The sequence below is a fragment of the Mesorhizobium sp. B4-1-4 genome, from assembly GCF_006439395.2.
Taxonomy (GTDB): domain Bacteria; phylum Pseudomonadota; class Alphaproteobacteria; order Rhizobiales; family Rhizobiaceae; genus Mesorhizobium.
The window spans coordinates 4,888,816-4,906,103 of the sequence record NZ_CP083950.1 but is presented as its reverse complement, the minus strand read 5'-3'; the positions used below and the strand labels follow the sequence as shown (position 1 = coordinate 4,906,103).

Genomic DNA, 17,288 nt, shown 5'->3' with positions numbered 1-17,288 from the left:
CCGGCATATAGGCTTTCGCACCGGTCGAGGCAAATCCAGCGACCGCCACGCCCGCATCACGCGGATTGGAAGGAATAAATTCCTCGTGACTCTGCTTGACTCTTCCAGCTCCCTCTGGAATCCTAGGGAACATAACAGGAACAATTGTGAGTGGAAGCTGACCGTCATGGCGATGAACGCCGTGGCGCGGGAGACTGTTTTTGCCCTGCGCCGCCAGATCGCGAAGATCGAGGGAACGCTGCCGGAGCGCCTGCAGGCGCCGGCCGCGGCGTCCCTTGATACCAACGCAAGCGCAGTTGCCAACACAGATCTCACGCCCAACGCCGATCTCACCATCGTCCGGCGCGGCAAGGCCGCGGCGTTGCCGGATGCCTTTCTGCCCATTGGTGTCGGGCGCCTCGATGCCGCCCTGAGCGGCGGCCTGCCGAAAGCCGCGCTCAGCGAAATCCATGGCCTGGAAACCCGCGATGCCGGGGCCGTCGCCGGCTTCGCCCTGTCGCTCACCAGCCTGATCCTCAAGCAGGCGCAAGGGCTGCCGGTGCTGTGGATCGGCACCACGGAAATCTTCCGGGAGGCCGGCTTTCCCTATGCCAGGGGGCTTCATGCCTCGTTCGGCATCGAGCCCGGGCAATTGCTGTTTTCCGAGGCGCCGAGGCTTCTCGATGCGCTGTGGGTCGCCGAGGAGGCCGCAAGGATGACGGCGCTCGCCGCCGTCATCCTCGAAATTCGCGGCAACCCGCAGCGGCTGGACCTGACCGCGACGCGCCGGCTGCATGCCAGGGCGATAAGTGCCGGCCGGCCGGTGTTCCTGCTGCGGCAGGCGGCCGAACCCGAACCGACGGCGGCATCCGTCCGTCTGATCGTTTCGCCGGCACCGGCCGTTCCGCGCGCCACGGTCGCCGGACCGCTCGCCGGCTCGATCGGCCGCCCCGCCTTCACCATCACCATCGGCAAGAGCCGCACGGCCCTGCCTGGACAATTCACACTGGAGTGGAACCCCGATGAACGCGTATTCGACGAAAGATGGGGCGAAGAAAGACGGGCCCGGCAACACCGGACAGAGGATCCTGTCCCTGTGGTTTCCCTATCTCGCGGCCGAAAGGATCCTGCGGCAGCGTCTGGGGCGGTCCTGGCGTTCCCGCCCGTCGGATCACCCACCGCTCGTGATCAGCCATCGCCAGGGGAACGCGCAGCGCATCTCGGCCCTCGACGAGCGGGCTGAGGCGCTGCACCTGAAGCGCGACATGGGGATTGCCGATGCGCGCGCCATGCATCCGTCGATCGACATCGTCGAAGCCGATCCGGAGGCCGATCGCCGCCTGCTCGAAGGCCTTGCCGACTGGTGCGACCGCTACACCCCGCTGGTGGCGCTGGACGGGGCGGACGGCCTGTTTCTCGACGTCACCGGCTGCACCCATCTGTTCGGCGGCGAACGCGCCATGCTGGATGACATCCTGTCGCGCTTCTTCCATCAGGGTTTCGATGTCCGCGCCGGCCTTGCCCCGACACCGGGGGCGGCCTGGGCGGCGGCACGGTTCTGCGGCGACCGCATCGTCGATGGCGGCGAGGAGGAAGCGCTGCTCGCGCCCTTGCCGCTCGCCGCATTGCGCATAGCGTCGGAAATCCGCGCCAGCCTGGAAAGTGTGGGCCTGCGCACGGCGGGCGCCGTCATGGCCGCCCCGCGCGCGCCGCTCGCCCGCCGCTTCGGCGCCTCGCTGCTCCTGCGTCTCGACCAGGCGCTTGGCCGCCTCGACGAGGCGGTCTCGCCGCGCCTGCCCGTCGCGCCGCTTTCGGTCGAACGCCATCTCGCCGAGCCGGTCACCCTGACCGAGGACATCGAACGCTTGGTCGGCTTGCTGGCGACGACCTTGAAGACCGATCTCGAGCGCCGTGGCGAGGGCGCTCGCTCGCTGGCCCTGCTGCTGTTCCGCGTCGACGGCGCCGTCAGCCGCATCGCCTTGGGCACCTCGCGGCCGCTGCGCGAACCCATGCTGATCCAGAAACTGTTCCATGAAAGGCTGGCCGCGCTCGAGCAGGACATCGATGCCGGCTATGGCTTCGACCTGGTGCGGCTTTCGGTGCTGGCCGCCGCCGCTTTCGAGATGCCGCAGGCCGATCTGACGGGCGAGACGACCGATGACGGTGCCGACATCGCGCTGTTCGCCGATCGCATCCGCGCCCGGCTCGGCGAGGGCGCGATCCTGCGGCCGGTCGCCGTCGAAAGCCATCTGCCGGAACGCGCCGTCGCCATCATTCCTTTCACCGAAGCGCCGCGCCGGACCACGCCGCCGAAGAGACCGGACAGGATGCAGGCGCCGATGACCATTTTCCCGCCGGAACGGCCGATCCGGCTGTTCCGCGCGCCCGAGCCCATCGAGGTGCCGGCCACCGAAATGCCCGAAGGGCCGCCGCTGCATTTCCGCTGGCGCCGCGCACTCTACCGGGTGACGCGTGCCGAAGGGCCGGAACGCATCGCCGCCGAATGGTGGCGCGAAGCGCCAGGCGACGCAGCGGCATCGACACGCGACTATTTCCGCATCGAGGATGCCGACGGCCGCCGCTACTGGCTCTACCGGCAAGGCCTTTACGGCAGCGTCTCCCAGATCCCGCCGCGCTGGTTCATGCACGGGGTCTTCGCATGAACGCACTGACCGTCATCCCCTATGCCGAGTTCGGCATCCAGTCGAATTTCTCCTTCCTGCGCGGCGCCTCCAAGCCGGAGGAGCTGGTGGTCGCGGCCAAGCTCCTGGGCTTCCCGGCGATCGGGCTTGCCGACCGCAACACGGTGGCCGGCGTGGTGCGCGCCTGGCAGCAGGCCAAGGTCGAAAAGCTCTCCTATCACCCCGGCTGCCGGCTGGTCTTTGGCGACGGCACGCCCGACATTCTCGCCTATCCCAGGGACCGCACGGGCTGGGGGCATCTGTGCCGCATGCTCACCCAAGCCAATCTGCGCGACGAGACCGAAAAGGGCGCCACCCTTCTCCAGCGCGGCGACCTGCTCGAGTGGGGAGACCGGATGTCGCTGGCGGTCCTGCCGGATCTGGCGGCGGGCGGAGAAGACAGCCTCGCTTTGCTCCGCCAGCTCAAGGACCGCTTCGGCGGAGCCCTGCGCCTTGGCGTCTCGCCCTGTTATGCCGGCAATGACCGTTTCCGGATCGAGCAGGCGGCGGCGCTTGCCGAGGCTGCCGGCATCCCGCTGATGGCGACCAACGACGTCCTCTACCACACGGCCGAACGCCGCCCGCTGCAGGACGTGCTGACCGCGATCCGTCTCAACACGCCCGTCGCCGAAGTCGGGCTGCAACTCACCGCCAATGCCGAGCGCCACCTGAAGCCGCCGCTGGAAATGGCCCGCCTGTTCCGCAGGCATCCGCGGGCGCTGGCCGAGACGCTGCGGTTCGCGGAAGAACTCACCTTCTCGCTCAGCGACCTCCAGTACAATTACCCCGACGAGCCGACGGAATCGGGCCTTGGCCCGCAGGCCGAGCTGGAAAGGCTGGCGCGGGAAGGTGCGGCCAGGCGCTTCCCCGGCGGTGTCCCCGCCGGCGTCATAAAACGCATCGAGGAAGAACTCGCCCTGATCGAGCGCCTGAACTACGCACGCTACTTCCTGACCGTCCACGACATCATAAAATTCGCCCGTAGCCAGAACATCCTCTGCCAGGGACGCGGCTCCGCCGCCAATTCCATCATCTGCTTCTGCATCGGCATCACCGAGGTTGGCCCGGACAAGATCGACACACTCTTCGAGCGCTTCATTTCCGAGGAGCGCAACGAGCCGCCCGATATCGACGTCGACTTCGAGCATGAGCGGCGCGAAGAGGTCATGCAGTACATCTATTCGAAATACAGCGCCAAGCGCACCGCGCTCGCCGCCGCCGTCATCAGCTATCGCGGCCGCTCGGCACTGCGCGAAGTCTCCAAGGCAATGGGCCTGTCCGAGGATGTCCGGGCGTCCCTGTCCGGCTCGATCTGGGGCTGGTCGACATCCGAGCTTGGCGAGAAGGAAGCCCGGGCCGGGGGGCTCGACCGCAGCGATCCCGTATCGCGGCATGTGATGGAGCGCGCCAACGAGATCATGGGCTTTCCCCGCCATCTCTCGCAGCATGTCGGCGGCTTCGTCATCACCAGGGACCGGCTCGACGAGATCGTCCCCATCATCAAGACGGCGATGGACGAGCGCAAGATGGTCGAATGGGACAAGGACGATCTCGACGCGGTGAAGATCCTCAAAGTCGATATTCTGGCGCTGGGCATGCTGACCTGCCTGCAGCGTGCCTTCACTTTGCTTGAGACTCATTACGGTGTCAGGGACGAGTTCGACAGGCCATTGACCCTGGATACGATCGCCAAGGAGGATCCCCGCGTCTACGACATGATCTGCCGTGCCGATACGCTCGGCGTCTTCCAGATCGAATCGCGCGCTCAGATGTCGATGCTGCCACGACTGAGGCCGCGCGAATTCTACGACCTTGTCATCGAAGTGGCGATCGTGCGGCCCGGCCCGATCCAGGGCGACATGGTCCATCCCTATCTGCGCCGTCGGCAGGAGAAGGAAAAACCCGAGTATCCCAAGCCGGAACTGAAAGAGATCCTCGGCAAGACACTCGGCGTGCCGTTGTTCCAGGAGCAGGCGATGAAGATCGCCATCGTCGCCGGTGGCTTCAAGCCAGGCAAGGCCGACGAACTGCGCCGCGCCATGGCCACTTTCAAGCGCACCGGCACCATCGGCAACTATCGCCAGCAGATGATCGACGGCATGACGGGCAGGGGCTACGAAAAGGAGTTCGCCGAGCGCTGCTTCAAGCAGATCGAGGGTTTTGGCGAATATGGCTTTCCCGAAAGCCATGCCGCCTCCTTTGCGCTCCTCGTCTATGCCTCATGCTGGTTCAAGACCTTCTATCCCGACGTATTCTGCGCCGCGATCCTGAACTCGCAACCGATGGGCTTCTACCAGCCGGCGCAGCTGGTGCGCGACGCGCGCGACCACGGCGTCGAGATCCGCGAGGTCGACGTCAATTATTCCGTCTGGGACTGCACCCTGGAAAAAGCACCTTTCGATCCGGCCCGCATCCTGCCGCGCCATGCCGAAATGCGCGGTGTCGTCCAGACGGATCATGCGGTGCGGCTCGGCTTCCGGCAGATCAAGGGACTTTCCCAGGAACGCATGGAAGCTTTCGTCGCGCGGCGCGGTGCAGGCTACGAAACCGTCCGGGACGTCTGGCTGCGCTCCGGCCTCGATGTCGGCGAGATCGAGAGGCTGGCGCAGGCCGATGCCTTCCGTTCGCTCGGCCTCGACCGCCGTGCCGCACTTTGGCAGGTGCGTGCGCTCGACGGCAAAAGTGCGGCCGAAAAGCTGCCGCTGTTCGACCAGCCGGCGTTGCGCCTGCGCGAGCTGGAACCCGAGACGAAGCTGCCCAAAATGCCGCTCGGCGAGCATGTCATCCATGATTACCGCTCGCTCGGCCTGTCCCTGAAGGCGCATCCGGTCGCTTTCCTGCGCGAGCGGCTCGACCGGGCCGGCATCATCCCCAACGCCAACCTGCCTTCCGTGCGCGACGGCAGGCGGGTTTCGGTTGCCGGTCTGGTGCTGGTGCGCCAGCGCCCCGGCAAGGGCAATGCGATCTTCCTGACGCTGGAAGACGACAAGGCTGTCGCCAATGTCATTTTCTGGGAGAGAACCTTTACCCGCTTCCGGCCTATCGTCATGGGCGCGCGGTTCGTGAAGGTCAGCGGGAAATTGCAGTCGGAATCCGGTGTCATCCATATCGTCGCGGAAAAGATCGAGGATCTGACACCCTGGCTGACCGTCCTGCTGGAGAAGGTCAGCGCGGCCGGCCCGCCTGCCATACGACACGCCTCTGGGGAAGGTCGGGATCGCACCAGCCAATCCGGACTAAGGAACGCGCCGGCCGATCAAAGTCTCGCAACGCTGTCGGAAGAAGCGGAAAGGGTCATGCCCAAAGGGCGTAATTTTCAATAGAGCCAGGGCAGGGGCATATGGATTCTTGCGAAGAGGACCCCCACCCTAACCCTCCCCACAAGGGGAAGGGAATGCTGCCGCGCGCCTTTGCTTCCGCCTTGCCATCTAAAAACATGCTCAATTGCCCGGATCGGCGTCAACGGAGTCTCCCTCCCCCCTGTGGGGAGGGTGTTTGTGCCGGAGACAAGGTGGACAGGTGTTCGGGGACATCGTGGACACATTTTTTCATCATGATGAGACGGGTTGTTTTTGTTGTTGTTTGGGGTGTGGACCCTGTGGGCAAGGCTTAGCGTTGTCCACAAGTCCACAGGCCTCCCTGTCGGTGGAGCGCAGGTCAAGGGTGGCAATCCGATGCGAGCAGTAGTGCACGCTGAAGAGGCCATCCTGGTCAGTGGAGCGAAGTGCCACCAGCTCGCCGCGGAAGGCCTTGCCGATCCGCCAAGGTCGGTTCCTGAAGCTGATGAAGCCATCGCTGTCGACCTTGCGGACCTTGTCACCTGGTCCGTATTCGATCGCGGGCAACACCTCAGGGAAGCAGCGTGGGCTCGGCCGGTACCGCTCGGCCGGCGTCGCCATGTCGAGTGCCTCGTGCGGCCGTTCGTGGTTATAACGCGGACGCCATTGGTCGAAGGCCCGCTGACAATCGGCGAGATCGCCGAAGCTTCGCCCGCTGATCACTTCGGCTTTCAGCGTGCGATGGAAGCGCTCTTCCTTGCCTTGCGTCTGGGGGTGGCGCGGTCGACCGTGCAGGACGCGGATGCCAAGCCGCAACAACCAAACGCTGAACACGGTGTAGGGCTCGCCGCCGGGATCGCTCCACGGCGGGCCGCCATCCATCAGCATCGCCAGCGGCAAACCATAGTGGCGAAAGGCAATCTCCAGCTCCCCGCGCACCGTTCGGCCCTGCTCATTGCCGCAGGCAGAAAGCACCAGGTTGAAGCGCGAATGGTCGTCGAGCGTGGTGAGCGGATGGCAGCGGCCGCTATGGATGGCAAAGTGACCCTTGAAGTCCATTTGCCACAGCTCGTTGGGGGTCTCCCGCTCGAAGCGCTGCCATGGTCCCGGATGTTGCGCCGCTCCAGCCTCCGTCAGCCGCTCGTGACGGCGCAGGATCGCGGTGATCGTGCTTGCCGCCGGGATTTCGAGCTCACTATCCTTCTCCAGCGCCCCCTTGATCTTGCGGCCGCCCCAGACGTTGTTGCTCTTGTCGCGTACCTCCAACACCTTCGCCTCAACCTGCCAAGCGGTGCGCTGCGGACTCGAGTGCGGGCGGCGCGATCGCTCGGTCAGCCCGGCCAGCCCTTCCGCCTGATACCGCTCGATCCATTTGTAGCCGGTCGTCGGACTGATCCCGAACCGTCGACAAAGCTCTCGAACGTTCGCCCCCTCATTCAAGGCAAACATCACGAACTCTCGCTTCTGAGCCATCGCGGACACCTCGCAAAACGGCATTCCGTCCCTCCCGATTCGATGCTCGGGAAGTGTCCACGATGTCTCCGAACGCCTGTCCACCATCTCCCCGGTCTCTACAGGAGGGGTTAGGGGTGGGGGTACTCGTAAAGCAAAAGCCTGAGCCTCCCATATGCGATTGCCCTGCCCGCAACGGAGATTGGCCGTCATCACCGCTTTTAAAACCAGGCTGGACGGCGAAGCTGCCGATCTCCCCCCAAGTGGGGGAGATGCCCGGTAGGGCAGAGGGGGCGCTGTCCCGCCAGCCTCCGGCAACACCTGCATCGCAGCGATGCGCGCCACTCAGCTCGGCCCGCTCAGCCGCGGCGGCGTTACGGGCAAAACGTCCTCCGCCGACAACGTCCGCGCTTCCGAGGGCAGCATGATCGGGATGCCGTCGCGTACCGGATAGGCGAGCTTGGCGACCCGCGAGACCAGTTCACCCCGCTCCGGATCCCAGGCCAGCGGCCCCTTGGTCAGCGGGCACGCCAGAAGCTCCAGCAGCTTCGGGTCGACACTGGCCTTCCTTCCGTCGCGTCCATCCGCCGCCATCACGGCCTCCCTCAACCAACTGCCGACCTGAGATGTGTTGGTATTCGGGTAATGCCGGCCTGCAAATAGCGGCATCACCTGAATATCGGCATATCTCATTGCAGGCTCGAGCCAAAATCCTCATTCTCGCGCGCCAGCGCCATTTCGGTGATGGCGATCAGCGTCTCCGCCCTTGTCTTCAGGTCAGCGGCCTCGAGTAGCGCCTGTTTCTCGGCCGGCCCGTAAGGCGCCATCATCGACAGGGCATTGACCAGCATGGCGTTTTCGGCACGGCTGACGCTTTCCCAGTCGGCTTCGAGATCATTGGCTTGCAGATAGGCGCGAAACGCCTTGAGCAGGGCCGGCCGATCGATCTCGTTCGCCGCCTGGTCGTCACCGAGATCGGCCAGGAACGGTGCCGGCTTGACCTGGCGGAACGGCGTCTTGACCGTCAGCTCCTGGCCGATGCGGAACCGGCACACGCCCTGCAGCGAGATCAGGTAGCGGCCATCACCGGTCTCGGAAAAGGCGATGATGCGCCCGGCGCAGCCGACATTGCACAGCTCCGGCTCGCCATCCTCGCGCAGCGCGCCGTCGAGACTGGGCTGGATGATGCCGATGAGCCGCGAGCCGGCCACCGCCTCATCCACCATCTGCAGGTAGCGCGGCTCGAAGATGTTGAGCGGCATGCGGCCGCCAGGCAGCAAAAGCGCTCCCTCGAGCGGAAAGATCGGGATCGCTGACGGCAGATCCTTGGCGAGCCGGTAATGCGCGTTTCCCGCTTGCACCTCATTCCTCCGATCGCTTCACCTAACGCATGTCGCCCAAAAATGACCTCGGTTTTGGGAGGACGACATGCATAAAAACAAAGACATAGTGCGTGTCACGCCCGATCCGCCTTTGTCTGCCGGGATCACCGGCCCGCCGAAGCCAGCTTTCTAATCTGGCGCAGTCGGCGCCGCCCTCAAGCCCGTGCGACGAAACGGCCTCGGGTTCAGGAAAACAGCAGCGACGACAATTTGCGCCGGGCGGCCAGCGTCGCCTCGTCGGTCATGCCCCAGGCTTCGAAGAAACGCAGCAATTGCGCCTTGGCGCCGTCCTCGTTCCACGCGCGGTCGGCCTTGATGATGGCCAGGAGATTGTCCGCCGCCGCCGTGCGCTCGCCCCGGGCGTTCTGGATCATGGCCAGGTCGAAGCGCGCCTGATGGTCGTTGGGATTGTCGGCCAGCCGGCGCTCGAACTCGGCCGGGTTGCCCAGTTCCGCCGCCTGTGCGGCGAGCGCCATCTTGGCGCGCAGCGCGGCAAGCGCCGGCGCGTCCTTCTTGGCCTCGGGTGCGGTTGCCAGCAGCGCCTCGGCGCCTTCAACATCACCGGCCCCGAACAGGATCTCGCCCAGTCCGGCGATGGCCTCGATGGTCTCGGGCGCCTGCGCCAGGATGGCGTCGTAGATGTCGGCGGCGGCCTGCATATCGCCGGCGTCGCGCGCCTCGGTCGCCGCGGCAATCGCCTCGGCCACGGCCGGCGCGCCATTGCCCTTGCCGCCGACCTTGTCGATGAACTGGACGATCTGGCTTTCGGGGATGGCGCCCATGAAGCCGTCGACTGGCTGGCCGTCCTTGAAGGCGATGACCGCCGGAATCGACTGGATGCCGAGCTGGCCGGCGATCGAGGGGTGATCATCGATGTTCATCTTGACCAGCTTGACCTTGCCGCCGGCCGCCTTGACCGCCTTTTCCAGCTGCGGGGTCAGCTGCTTGCAGGGCCCGCACCACGGCGCCCAGAAATCGACCAGCACCGGCTGGCGGCGCGATTCCTGGATGACGTCGGCCGCGAAGGCCGCGGTCGTCGTGTCCTTGATAATGTCGCCGGTTACAGGGACCGCCTCCCCAAGCGCGGCGTTGGCGCGCGCGGATTCGGTTCCGCCATACTGCACCGTGGTGGCATACTGGCCGCCATTGCTGCCGAATGACCCGCCAAACCGATTGTTGTCGCTCATCTCGTCACCCTTTCGGTCGCGCCGCCGAACAGCGGGCCGGCGCAATGTCCTCAATTGGAAGTCGGTTTCGCCATCCATGTGGCGATCATGCCGAGACTTTCAAGATAGCAGCATCATGCCCGGTTGCCTCGACGAATCTGATGAGATCGGCCGCCGCGATCGATGTCGTCGCCTCATTGGTCAGCGGATGGGCGTTGATGACGGCATGGTCCATCAAATCCTTGTCGAGCACCAGCCTGACCTTGTTTGCCGTATCGTTGATGACGCCGAAGACGGTGACCGCGCCCGGCGTGACGCCGAGCAACTCCATCAGCATCTCCGGCTTGCCGAAGGAAACACGGCTGGCGGCGCCGATCAATTGATGGATCTGCTTGAGATCGACAACCGCGTCCTCGCCGACGGTGACGAGGAAGAAATTATCCTTCTTGTCCTTCAGGAACAGGTTTTTCGTGTGCTCGCCGGTGATCTCGCCGCGCAGCGCCTGCGAATCGGCGACGGTATAGAGCGGCGGATGGCGTTTCGTCGAAACGGCGATGCCGAGTTCGGCGAGAAAGGCAAGAAGCTCGGTTTCGGTCTTCGGCATTGGGTTTCTTCTTCGGCTGGTTTCCAGCCATGCCGTTTACGGCCAATGAGGCGCCCGACACAAGACCACCGCGCGTCAGGGCGCACAAATCGACCCTTTGCCGGCAAGTCTCGCCGGCATCATCACGTTACGTCAAAAAAGGCTGCGATTTCCCTGTTGCAATCGCCGCGCTCTTCAGCCATATAGGCCCGGCTTGCGGCCAAGGGCCGTGTGAGCGGGTGTAGCTCAGGGGTAGAGCACAACCTTGCCAAGGTTGGGGTCGAGCGTTCGAATCGCTTCACCCGCTCCAAATCTTCTTAGATTTGAAAAGCTTAAAGGGCCCGGGTAACCGGGCCTTTTGGCGTCTGGCGCCGGGGAGCGGCAGGGGGAGTTGCCTCGCGAGTAAGAAAATTCCTGCCGCTAATTCAACATAGCGCATTCGTGTGTTACATTTTGAATGTAGGGGTTCGGCGGAACGACGCGGCCAAACACGGTTGCAGAAAGAAGCGAACAAACCTTCCAGCGAAACTGGGCCTCTGCACGATTGAAACTCGTGACTAAGAGGTCCACACCGTGAACGCACACTTTTTGGCGCACTGCGCCGAATCCTACGCATACAGTCCCGTTTCTTCGCTGGATGAACCATTTCGTGACGGTCGATCTGGATGAAATCCGCGACGGCAAACACACTGATAGCACCGGCAAGGTTCATGTTCCCGAGGTATCGGCAGGCGAGCCACCGGCATGGGTTTTTGAGTATATGAAGACAAACAAAATCCGTGAAGAGCGTGGGACCGTGGTTCTCTGGGAGAAGATGGATCGCATTAAATGGAGCACCACGGCGGGTATGAGCAAGAATCTGCTCCCCCACTTCGGAGTCACGTACCGGAACTACCGTCGACAAGGTAAAGCTTGTTTTCGACGGGACACGAGTGGACCCGGTTGATCCCCTTTTTGCGACACCTGGCTATCGCCTCTTTGATCTGGATGAGGATCGAGCTGTTGCATTGCCTAATGGAACTGCAATGGTCACATCGAAGAAGTCAGGAGAGAAGGCCGCCATCAAAATACGCTATGCCAGTTTCCCGTTAACCTTCTTCTCGATCGACAAGACGAAAAAGGCCCAAGGTTCTAACCAAAATGATCGGTGGAAAATTTCTAATGATAATCGGGGGCTAATAATTTCCAGAATGGGTCGTCAGATCGACGTTATCGAAAGAACTCCATGGAGTGGGCTGGAGAAATTTAGAAATGATGATCGATATTGGGCAATAGAAGTAGATTTCCCGGCCGAACTTGACGAGGAGTTCACGATCGCGAACTCCAAGCAAGGCGTAGTTATGTCCGACAGAATTTGGGACATCCTAAAAGAGGCCGGTGTGGAGGCTGCCCTTAGGCACCTCCGTAAATTGCATGCACAGAACAAGCTCAATGATGTTACTCGACAAGACAGCGTTGTCGGAGAACCACGGGTTTCAGAGCTGTCGATGTTGGAGAGTGAGAAATACCGGAAGGGCAAGGCCGGCTCAGATACTCCAGAACGGATCAAAAAAGCTGAGGAAAATTTCCGTCAGACCGTCAAACGGAAGGCTCGCGAAACACAGCGCTCTGAAAATGAGGTTGAGGCTGAAGTTGTTCAGGAAATTCTTCAGCACCCATATAAGGTCACCTTCGCAAACCATCCAGGAGCACCGTTCTATCGCGTCGAGCAGATCGGTGGGCAGAGGCTGCTGGAAATTAACCAAGCGCACTCGTTCTTTTCGCAAGTATATGCGGCAGCAGGAGCAGATCGTTTTATTCGAGCTGGGCTAGAGGTTCTCCTTTTCTCGATCGGCGAGGCGGAGCTTGATGCGATCGGAAACAATGACAAATACACCTTCTATGCCGTCGAAAAGCAGAGTTGGTCGCAGCGGCTGTCCGTCGCCCTTGAATCATTGGACAAATTTGTCCACGAAACAGATATCGATGATGATACAAACGGCGCCACCGACGTGACGTCCAACGCAGCGTGAGCTTTGGTTATTAAGGTCGGGAGAGCGGCGGCAACGCCGCTCTCTTTACGTGTGTGGAGCAGCGATTTTGAACGGGAGACTTTTCAATCCCCAAGCTCTGGATTCGGGCCGGTTGTCGCAGGTGATTGCGCTTTTGGCGACGTCAGCAACGATCGACCCAATGGAGCGTGGCGCCTTTTTGCGCGGCCAAATAATAAGTGAGACGACAGATGCTGGAGACCAAAGGTTCGATGTCGTCCTGTCCCTTCTGGCTGATCTCGCCGATCAAGGCTGGGAGTTAAATACAGATTCGGGATCGATATTCATTACCCCAAGCGAACTCAAACCGAAGGATGGCGAGACCATTGAGCACGCGAAAAAGCGAGCAAGAAAGGGCCTTCAGCGAGCAAGCAATCGACAGCTAGCGCAGCCGTCGGTATCCGCCTTCATTGCCTCAATGGAACGTCGCCGCCGTTTTGGAGAAGGAGAGAAGTCGGTTATTGATTTGATCGATGATGGTCCTACGCTCGCGTCCGACCTGAATCCTGCAACGACTCTGTCAGGCGCTGCTCGAATGAACGCGCTTCGCAGAGCGTTCCGACCTTGCGTTGTCGAATGCGGTCCGGAAGATCGGTGTGAGTTCACCGGACTGAAGCTACAAGACATCTGGCGCTATTTTCGCCATACGTGGTCGCTAGAATACAACCCGCTGCCTGGTCGAACGTTGAGACTCCTCATTCGAAATGCCGCGCGGCCAAATAGTCCCATAATTGGCATCGCTATGCTGGCAAGCCCAGCAGCAAACCTCTACGTCCGAGACGCATGGATTCGTTGGCGCAACGCCGATGATTTGATTGCCGGTCTCATGGAGCATCGATGGCGACCGGAGGACATTTCAGATGCTCTCATGGCTGCAATTCGCACCGCAATTGCGGAAATTAGATCAGAGGATTTGGTGCCCGCCGACGAGTTAGAGTTCCCGACCGAGAAAACTCTCTTCGTCCTCGACCAAATTGTCGCCAAAGCCACCGCACAACGCAGCGATGATTTACGCCAACGGAGTGATGATGCTCTTGTCGACATCCGCGATGTCGACAAGGCCACGATTACCGATGAGCACTGGGCTGCGCTCTCGCAGACATCTCTTTATCGGAAGAAGCGTGCGGAGCAACTCAAACCATTACTTGGTGCGCTACGCGATCTAAAGCTGGCAGATTTTGACACCGCGCCGAAGGCAGCAATCTACGAGGCATTGCTCGACCGAAGAGGCAAGCAAGCGATCAACGTAGCATTAAATGAGATCAAGAAACGCAAACTCGCCATCGAAGTCGCCGACGTCGCAGTGTGCGGAGCGATCTCCCCCTACAACCATCTCCTCGGTGGCAAACTGGTCGCCTTGCTTATGGGATCGCAAGATGTCCGAGATATTTATTCCCGACGCTACAGAGATCAGGCGAGCGAGATAGCATCACAAATCGCCGGCAGGGCAATTCGCAGAGCAGCCGACCTAAAAGTGCTTACCACTACGAGCCTCTATGGCGTTGGTGGCAACCAGTATTCCGCCGCCAAAGTCATTCCGCAAGATAGTCCGAACTTACGAAGCGAAGTTCGTTGGCGTAAGTTAGCATCGACCACTGGTTTCACAGTGACCCATATATCACCTCAGACTGTTGGACTTATGAGACGGTTAGCAATCAGCGTCTATGGGCGAAGGCGCATCAATTCGGTTTTTGGTGAGGGCAGCAGCCCGCGAACTCGCCAAATACGTGAAGGGCTGAATTTGATAGGAATCAACAACGACGACGTCTTGCGGCAGTCCGTTGGTCGCCGTGTTTACGCTATGGAGCTTTTCCCGAACGCGAGGGATACCTTGGCCGGATTTGATCCACGTGTGAGATCGAAAAATAGTCCGGCAGCAACTGCAATTGCAGACGGGTGGCTTTCCCGATGGCTGGCCCCGCGGATCGGAAAAGCGGAGATAATGGCGCAGCTCGCGGAAGCGCGACCTCGCGGCATTTCCGACGAACTCCAGAGGCGAATTCGGGAGGGTGGAACCAAAGGAACAGAGGAAGTGTCAACCCTCCTGATAAGGAAGGGTGACGAGCCGGAGTAGCCTTTTGGCCTTCGCGATCGTTCCTTTTGTCATCTCATCCGATACCTCTGTCCTTTCAACCACTGCTACCAGCTCCTTCAATGTGGTCGCCAAATCGGGCGCATGCCGAATGAGCGGCAGCGCGGATTCAAAGCGATGCAGTTGGCTTCTGCTACCCGAAACGAGAGTGCCGATGTGGAACTCCCTCATGGGCGCGAGGCAAAACAGGTTCTTCCGGTCAGAAAATACGGTGTCGGTGATGCACCACGGCGCAATCGACAGCTTGTTTGCGGGATTTATTGTCATGCTCAGACCGGGTGCTAGTGTGGATAGCAACATGATCCAAACCTTTGACATTGATGACAAGCGCAAACCTTCGAAACGTTTGCAGCCAGCACTTGCGGTTTGCGCCGCATATACGGTCTACCTATGCAGGCGCCACATCCCGGATGCGAAGGAGGTGCGATGCGTTCGCAGTCGCGGACAGAAGTGCGATTCTTCCGGACCTAGCATCACCGCGCGCCTTGCCTTGTTGCAAGCGCGAGTGCGCAAACACCGCTCTGGTTCCATCTTCCCCTGCGCGAATCAACAATCCTGCTGACCTCCTCAGGGACGGAGATCCCTTGCGGGCTTACACTTGCGAGCCGAATTGACACATCACGCTTGCTCGTTTGTGTCCTCAGCGCGCCAAGCATCGAAGGACTCGCGCGCTACGTTGGTCAGCATGCCAGTGAAAGTATCCGGATTCGCGGCGTAGAGGGCGTGGCGCATTTCCGTGAACGGATTAAACTTCTCGCCTCTGCCGCTTGCAAGAAAGTGGGCCTTGTATCGCCTCGCAAGCCCGATCGACGTCCGGAGGTAGTAGTTGAATTTTCCTCGGCTGATCTTCGGCTCGCATTCGATCACCGCCGCAGTAAATCCATCAACCTTCTTCGGCTCGAAGTCGGCGTCTGGAAAGAAGTGGCGGGCGATGCGCAGCAGCCTGAAGGCGTCTAATGGAGCATATTCCCCACGCACCCTGTCGACCGTCTGACCTGTCTGTTCGGCGGGCTCCGCGCCGACCGCAGTTTCTTCCGCTTCCGGCTCAGGTTCCGGCTCGGCTTTGGCCTTCTCTATCTCTAGCTCGGTCTCGTCGCGCACCTGGCGGAACTCTCGGTCAGCAAGCTCGAATAGGGCAGCGAGTGTGTTGATGCGGCGTTTCAATGACGCGGGAATCGACTTCTTATACTTTATCTTGTGATCGAGCGTACTCCAGGAGTCCTGAATGATTGTGCGAATCTGCAACTCGAAGCGATAGGGTGCAAAGAGGTGGTATTCGGGCAAGCCTGCGCGGCCTTCGTCGAGCTTTAGATCGAGGTGAAGGCCCTTGTAGCCGAAGGCATTCTCCGTTCCTTCGATCTCGGCCGTCTTGTCGGTGACCTCAATCACACTGAAGTGCTGGCGTAAGAGGTCGCCCACCCGATCGATCTCGTCCTCGTATAAGCAAACAAGACGCAGCCCGATCAGGTCGGTAATGTGATCCTTGATCTCGTATGGCGTCTCGTTCTTTTCGAGACCGCTCTGATATTTCCGCGTGAACTTCGTGATTGACTCCTCCCGCTCCTTGACACGACCGGTAGCGGCCGCCACCGCAAAGTCGCCCTGGGCAAGAAGAGAATTGAGCAGGGTCAGGAAGGCCTCCTTTGCCTGCTGGAGGCGTTGCGCACTGTCGTTGTAGTAGTTGCGGAATGCGGCCTTCTCGGCCTCAAAATCAAGTGACGGCATCCAGATTGCTCCCCCGGCTACATAAAGCCTGCCAGCCGCCGCCGACAAAGCGATTTTTTGAACCTTACCCCACAATGCACTTAACCATTCGCCACCGCGCGGTAGAACTGGCTTCAAGCGTTCGGCGGCTCCTTGTTCCATCGCCGACAGGTTTCTGGAGCAGGGGTTGGACCACCATCGGCCCAGAAACCACGGCGTGACTACAAAAACGGCGATGTCGACCGCACGGAGTGAACCGACAGCCGCTTGACCTGAGCTGCGGTCAAACCGGTTTGGTCTTGCAGCTATTTCACGCCTCTAGGCTCCACGTCCAAGGCTTGCCGGATAAGGTTGCTGACGTCCCCTTTTTCCCAACACTAGCGATCTCTTGTCCCCTTGCGAGTTGATTGCAGCGTTTCTGGGTACCATGATGTCACTGGACATCGGTTTGCTCCTAAAGATCAGTTGGGATTCTGCGACGCAGGATGCCAGCGGCGACAGGAGGGCTACCCTCGAACATAAATCATGATGGCCGACCTTCTAGATTGGACATTATAAGTCGGACGGTTCAGGCGATCATGCTGCCGATCGGTCTGACAGCACCGCGTCGCAATTGTCTCCGATGATGGCGTTGCCTCCCGATCAGGCGGCGGCGCGTGCTCAGCAACTTTCAGATTCCGCTACCCTGATGATCTCAAGAGGGTCAGCGCCGATCGCCCTCGCAACGGTGACGAACTCGGCCACGTCCAGTCGGTGCTCGCCCAGCTCGAACTTCGAGACAAATGTCTGCCGCTGACCAAGGCGCCTGCCCAGCTCGATCCGAGTGATGCCAGCATCCTTGCGAACTTCGACAAGAAGCTCGATCATCTTGCGGTAGAGATCGGGACGAAGTGAGGACAACAGAAGCGCCAGTGCTGGGACCGGCACTTCCATAGAACCCT

At 61.1% G+C, this 17,288-nt stretch carries 14 protein-coding genes and 1 tRNA gene; 7 read left to right on the top strand and 8 right to left on the bottom strand.

Annotation, left to right across the window (positions count from 1 at the left end):
* The first annotated feature begins 166 nt into the window (after positions 1-166).
* The 3 genes from FJW03_RS23660 to FJW03_RS23650 are packed head-to-tail and all read left to right on the top strand — an operon-like array spanning position 167 to position 5,983.
* A complete protein-coding gene (locus FJW03_RS23660; RefSeq protein ID WP_140767486.1) occupies positions 167-1,222 on the top strand; it encodes an ImuA family protein in 1,056 nt (351 codons plus the stop codon).
* The gene (locus tag FJW03_RS23655) at positions 1,164-2,642 is read left to right on the top strand and encodes a DUF6504 family protein (protein WP_140767485.1); all 1,479 of its coding nucleotides are present in this window, start codon (positions 1,164-1,166) and stop codon (positions 2,640-2,642) included. The genes FJW03_RS23660 and FJW03_RS23655 overlap by 59 nt, the downstream gene beginning before the upstream one ends.
* On the top strand, positions 2,639-5,983 hold the full coding sequence (locus FJW03_RS23650; protein ID WP_140767484.1) for an error-prone DNA polymerase: 3,345 nt from the start codon (positions 2,639-2,641) through the stop codon (positions 5,981-5,983). Before FJW03_RS23655 ends, FJW03_RS23650 begins: the two co-directional genes overlap by 4 nt.
* 228 nt (positions 5,984-6,211) lie before the next feature.
* Here FJW03_RS23650 and FJW03_RS23645 read toward each other — a convergent pair whose 3' ends face one another.
* From FJW03_RS23645 to FJW03_RS23625, 5 genes are all read right to left on the bottom strand, one after another.
* Positions 6,212-7,435 (bottom strand): IS481 family transposase, encoded by a 1,224-nt coding sequence (locus FJW03_RS23645; RefSeq protein WP_226890446.1) that lies wholly within the window; start codon positions 7,433-7,435, stop codon positions 6,212-6,214.
* A gap of 300 nt (positions 7,436-7,735) precedes the next feature.
* A complete protein-coding gene (locus FJW03_RS23640; protein WP_140695870.1) occupies positions 7,736-7,984 on the bottom strand; it encodes a Trm112 family protein in 249 nt (82 codons plus the stop codon).
* Between the two features lie 95 nt (positions 7,985-8,079).
* Positions 8,080-8,751 carry an LON peptidase substrate-binding domain-containing protein gene (locus tag FJW03_RS23635; RefSeq protein ID WP_140740407.1) on the bottom strand — a complete coding sequence of 224 codons (672 nt, stop codon included), beginning with the start codon at positions 8,749-8,751 and terminating at the stop codon, positions 8,080-8,082.
* 206 nt (positions 8,752-8,957) lie between these two features.
* Complete coding sequence (gene trxA, locus FJW03_RS23630) at positions 8,958-9,959, bottom strand: thioredoxin (protein ID WP_140766071.1); 1,002 nt, start codon at positions 9,957-9,959, stop codon at positions 8,958-8,960.
* An 85-nt stretch (positions 9,960-10,044) separates the two neighbouring features.
* On the bottom strand, positions 10,045-10,542 hold the full coding sequence (locus tag FJW03_RS23625; protein WP_140695865.1) for a prolyl-tRNA synthetase associated domain-containing protein: 498 nt from the start codon (positions 10,540-10,542) through the stop codon (positions 10,045-10,047).
* 214 nt (positions 10,543-10,756) lie between these two features.
* Here FJW03_RS23625 and FJW03_RS23620 point away from each other — a divergent pair.
* From FJW03_RS23620 to FJW03_RS23605, 4 genes are all read left to right on the top strand, one after another.
* Positions 10,757-10,831, top strand: a tRNA-Gly gene (locus FJW03_RS23620).
* Between the two features lie 339 nt (positions 10,832-11,170).
* Positions 11,171-11,467: a hypothetical protein gene (locus FJW03_RS23615; protein ID WP_140766070.1), complete on the top strand. Its 297-nt coding sequence runs from the start codon at positions 11,171-11,173 to the stop codon at positions 11,465-11,467.
* On the top strand, positions 11,454-12,533 hold the full coding sequence (locus tag FJW03_RS23610) for a hypothetical protein (protein ID WP_140766069.1): 1,080 nt from the start codon (positions 11,454-11,456) through the stop codon (positions 12,531-12,533). Before FJW03_RS23615 ends, FJW03_RS23610 begins: the two co-directional genes overlap by 14 nt.
* A gap of 67 nt (positions 12,534-12,600) precedes the next feature.
* Positions 12,601-14,625, top strand: coding sequence for a Druantia anti-phage system protein DruA (locus FJW03_RS23605; protein ID WP_140766068.1), 2,025 nt, complete (start codon positions 12,601-12,603; stop codon positions 14,623-14,625).
* Here the strand turns inward: FJW03_RS23605 and FJW03_RS23600 are convergent.
* The 3 genes from FJW03_RS23600 to FJW03_RS23590 all read right to left on the bottom strand — a co-directional run bounded on the left by FJW03_RS23600 (position 14,587) and on the right by FJW03_RS23590 (position 17,280).
* The gene (locus tag FJW03_RS23600; protein ID WP_140766067.1) at positions 14,587-14,943 is read right to left on the bottom strand and encodes a hypothetical protein; all 357 of its coding nucleotides are present in this window, start codon (positions 14,941-14,943) and stop codon (positions 14,587-14,589) included. The two genes, FJW03_RS23605 and FJW03_RS23600, sit on opposite strands and share 39 nt — an antisense overlap.
* Positions 14,944-15,261: 318 nt before the next feature.
* Entirely contained in the window at positions 15,262-16,509 is a 1,248-nt protein-coding gene (locus tag FJW03_RS23595) for a GTP pyrophosphokinase family protein (RefSeq protein WP_226890445.1), read from the bottom strand.
* 498 nt (positions 16,510-17,007) lie between these two features.
* Positions 17,008-17,280, bottom strand: coding sequence for a helix-turn-helix domain-containing protein (locus tag FJW03_RS23590; protein WP_210240607.1), 273 nt, complete (start codon positions 17,278-17,280; stop codon positions 17,008-17,010).
* Positions 17,281-17,288: the final 8 nt, after the last annotated feature.